This window comes from Candidatus Infernicultor aquiphilus, assembly GCF_002784285.1.
In the GTDB taxonomy this organism is placed as follows: domain Bacteria; phylum Atribacterota; class Phoenicimicrobiia; order Phoenicimicrobiales; family Phoenicimicrobiaceae; genus Infernicultor; species Infernicultor aquiphilus.
The window spans coordinates 1-3,776 of sequence record NZ_PFKO01000280.1 but is presented as its reverse complement, the minus strand read 5'-3'; the positions used below and the strand labels follow the sequence as shown (position 1 = coordinate 3,776).

General features: G+C 35.4%; 5 protein-coding genes and 1 pseudogene. All 6 read right to left on the bottom strand.

Annotated features, from left to right (window positions below; translation table 11 throughout):
• Nucleotides 1-368, bottom strand: a pseudogene (locus COZ07_RS07550) (phospho-sugar mutase); the annotation flags it as partial.
• Nucleotides 369-386: 18 nt separating this feature from the next.
• On the bottom strand, nucleotides 387-1,838 hold the full coding sequence (locus tag COZ07_RS07545) for an ATP-binding protein (protein WP_406607960.1): 1,452 nt from the start codon (nucleotides 1,836-1,838) through the stop codon (nucleotides 387-389).
• Nucleotides 1,839-2,088: 250 nt separating this feature from the next.
• A complete protein-coding gene (locus tag COZ07_RS07540; protein ID WP_406607959.1) occupies nucleotides 2,089-2,901 on the bottom strand; it encodes a hypothetical protein in 813 nt (270 codons plus the stop codon).
• 107 nt (nucleotides 2,902-3,008) lie between these two features.
• Nucleotides 3,009-3,182: a type II toxin-antitoxin system VapC family toxin gene (locus tag COZ07_RS07535; protein WP_406607958.1), complete on the bottom strand. Its 174-nt coding sequence runs from the start codon at nucleotides 3,180-3,182 to the stop codon at nucleotides 3,009-3,011.
• A complete protein-coding gene (locus COZ07_RS07530) occupies nucleotides 3,145-3,387 on the bottom strand; it encodes an AbrB/MazE/SpoVT family DNA-binding domain-containing protein (RefSeq protein WP_406607957.1) in 243 nt (80 codons plus the stop codon). Before COZ07_RS07530 ends, COZ07_RS07535 begins: the two co-directional genes overlap by 38 nt.
• 213 nt (nucleotides 3,388-3,600) lie before the next feature.
• Nucleotides 3,601-3,774 carry a GNVR domain-containing protein gene (locus COZ07_RS07525; RefSeq protein ID WP_406607969.1) on the bottom strand — a complete coding sequence of 58 codons (174 nt, stop codon included), beginning with the start codon at nucleotides 3,772-3,774 and terminating at the stop codon, nucleotides 3,601-3,603.
• Between the last annotated feature and the right edge of the window lie 2 nt (nucleotides 3,775-3,776).

The window sequence follows — 3,776 nt, the reverse complement described above, 5'->3', positions numbered from 1 at the left end:
ATATTATTGGCATTTAAGACCAGGGCGACAGTTTCAGCAAATTCTCGAGATTTATGCCGACAGTCATAAGCAATGACCACACCTCGGTCAAGATAGTTTTGTGAGTATAAGAAGTGAGGGTCTTTTGGTGATTCTTCAAGAAGATAGTTAGCCAGCCCCTGGGTAGTTCGGGAAACGGTGTAGATATTCATCCGATTAGTACCCATAGCAATTTTTCCTCGCAGTCCACCGGTACCAAATTCCAGGTCTTTATAGAAGCGGTCTTTAATCTCCTCTTTGTTGCCACTAAGAGCTCGTAACTCTGCCTTGGCTGGTTCATCAAAATATTCATTTTCTAACCAGAAGTGGTATTTTTCGAGATAAGACATTGAAAAAACTCCTTCCTTTTAATTTACCATTAGTAAAATTAGCCAGGCGGGTATTAGCCATAATATTTTATCATCCTGTTTCCTCTTCTGCAACAAATCTTTGCTAACTATTATCCCTTCTTTAACTCCATACTTTTCCATAAATTTAATTATTCCCTTTAAATCCTTAAGTAGAATTTGGTTACGATACTTAACCTCTACAGGCAGAAGAGAACTAGTTTCCAGCACAAAATCAACCTCTTCCCTTTCCCTCCAATAAAAAACTTTCTCTTTTAAGAAACATCTGCCCACCAAGCTCTCTACTTTTTGACCTTCTACCCTCTTCTCTTTATTCCCTCCTCCAAAGACAGTAATTAAACCGCTATCAATAAGATGAACCTTCTGATTGCTACGAATCTGTTTTTCTACCGAAGGAGAATACTTTTTTATCCCGAAAACTAAAAATGATTCAATAAGGTAGTTCAAATACTTAAGGGTATATTCTCTGCTCAGGGATAGAGAATTAGCTATATTGGTAATGTTCATAATATCAGAAGAATGGTCGGCCAGATAGAGGAAAAATTTTTCCAGAACCTGCGGTTTTTTTATTTCGTAAAGGTCTACCAGGTCTCGATAAATCACTTTTTCAATAACATCCTCTCGAAGAAGCCTCTGCCACAAAATAGGATTTTCTACCTCCAGAAGATGGGGAAATCCTCCCCGATTAAGATATTCGGCAAAAAGAATTTTGATTTTGCTTTGATAAGGAATCAGTTGGTCGATTGGCGATAGGCTGTCCGAAAAAAGACCTGTTACCCCTTTAAGTAAATTAGAAGTGGCGAAATTTTTCTGCAAATTAAGAATAATTTTATCTAATCTTTTATCTTTTAATTGACAGGATAAAAACTCACAAAAACTAAAGGGTAATATAAGCTCTTCTATGGTTCTGCCCATTAAAGATTCGGACCCTCTCTTGATAAGAGAAGCTGAGGAACCTGATAATATAAATTTAAGAGGATACTTTTTATCAAAATATTTTTTAATTTCAAATTGCCATCCCTCCCAGAAATGAACCTCATCTAAAAAAAGGTAAATTTTTTCATTGGCCTTTAATTCAGTTAAGGTCCTTCCACTTAACTGTTCATAAACATCTAATAGGTCAGTCAGGTTTGTTGGTGAATCTGAGGAAGGGGTGGTGAGCAATTTAAATTCAGGATCATCACAGGAAAGGTAGATTATATTTTGAGATGGTATTTCTCTTTTACTGATTAATTCATCAATAATTTGGTAAAGAAGGGTAGTCTTTCCTGTCCTTCGCGGTCCCTTAATAAGGATAGCCCGATCCAATTTAAAATACTCGAGGAACTTTTTTAATACTGGTCTTTGGTAAGTTAGTTTAAGGGAGTCTGGAACTCTATGGTCAATCCACCAGGGGTTATGGAAATATAAAAGTCTTTTCAGTTTTTCTTTGCCTTCTATATTATTTTTCATTCTATTTCCCTTTATTATTTTACTGTGGTATTGATAACTGTAGTTTACAATATATTGGTTTATTTGTCAACATTGGTTTGCAATGTTTGATTGTTGTACGACCAAGATAGATTCCCTCTTTCGAGGGAATGACAGAGACTTGTAACTGGTTAACTGTATTTTCTTGTATTTTATACTAACGACTATTCACTATTCACTAACGACTAGTTTAATTGGGTAATTGGTAAATAGGCAAATTGGATAATTGATATTATTCTACGTAGAAAGATTGGAGTACTTTTTTGGTTTCTAAATTCTGAACAAAAACTATAAAGTGTAGTTTTTCTTTTTCTCTATCGTCTTCTTGGTCAAGCGATATTTCGGAAGTAAATTTAAAATTAAAAGTATGGTCAGGCAAAAGTAAGGGTATATTTTGAAAGGGGAATATATCCTGGGCATAGCAGTATAAGCCAGACTCATCTCTTTCTTTAGAAACCATTCCACAGACTGCTAAATCTTTTAAAAAGGTATCGCTTATATTTTTTACCGTACCTTCAATAATTATATTTAATACTTTTTCTTCTTCCTTCTCCCCCTGAGGGAGAGGGTTAGGGTGAGGGGTCTTAACTGCTGATAGCTCAACAAGGGGAGGCTGAGTAAGTTCCTCGTCGATAGCTTTTTTATAACAAGTATAATTTCCCTCCACACAATCACAAGCCAGACCCTGAAGCCTTTTGGTTAAGCCATTGATAAATACATCCGGAGTACCTTTTTTATCGGAACCAACATGCCAGTCATAGCGAGCATTTGTCTCTGTAGTATCATAACCATCACCCCAGAGGTGTTCTTCCACCAGAATAACTTTGGTAGTGCCATATTCCCAGGCTAAGTCTTCCAGGCAGAATTCAGCAGTGGGACAACTAAGGCAACCTTCTCGAACAAATAGTTCCACCAGGACTACCCGAGGAACACTTTTCGGAGAAGCAGTATCTTGGGCAAAGACTGGAGAAGTAAGAATATTGCCGTTGGGTAGAACCAGTAAAAATATTATTAAAAATATAAATATAAATAATTTTTCTTTCATTCTTAGTTATTTCCTTTCCTATCTATCCTGTGATTACCCTTACTTCTAATCATTTCCAATTCCGCCTAAAAAATAGAACCGTCCCCATTTCATTGTCCCCATTTCATTTATTCTTTTAGCATTTCACTTAATAGCAGGACTTTTATTTCTGATATTTTTTTCAAATTTGCATCATTGGTAATAAATAGATCTGCTTTTACCTCTAAAGAAGTAGCTATCTGAATAGCATCTGGGGTGTTAATATTATAATTGGCTCTTAGTTTCCCTTTCCTTTCGGACATATTCAGTTGCATCTATGCCTTGCCAAATCTCTTTTCCTAATCCTAAGGCATATTTAGCATAACTTTTTGGTTGGGGATAGATAATTATTTTTTCATTATTGGTCTTTATAATTAGCTTGTCTCCCGCTTTAAGATTTAATTTTTCTCTTATGTCTCGAGGAATAACAATTTGATATTTACTGCTGACTTTTATCATCGTCTTCATTTTTATACCTTCTTTTATATTTTGCTTTTTAACTATCCGTTTTAATTATAATAAAAAGTAAAACAATTGTCAATATTTCCAAGTATTTAATATATTACTTTACATAGGAGATTCCCTCTTTCGGGGGAATGAAAAATAGAAATAGAAAACAGACGGGTCGGATAAATCCGACCCCTACCTTAAAATGTAGACAAAATAGATGCGCGTGTTAGATTAACTTTTTCCTTTTTGCCAGAATTCAAGGAAGAAGGCGAAGAAGATACCTACGAATAGACCGAGCACCCCAGCGATCGCAATATTTAATTTTTTATTTGGTTTGATGGGACCTTTAGGTTCATAGGCCAGGCTGGCAATTTTTACCATTCCTGATTCTGTAGCTACAGCAATCT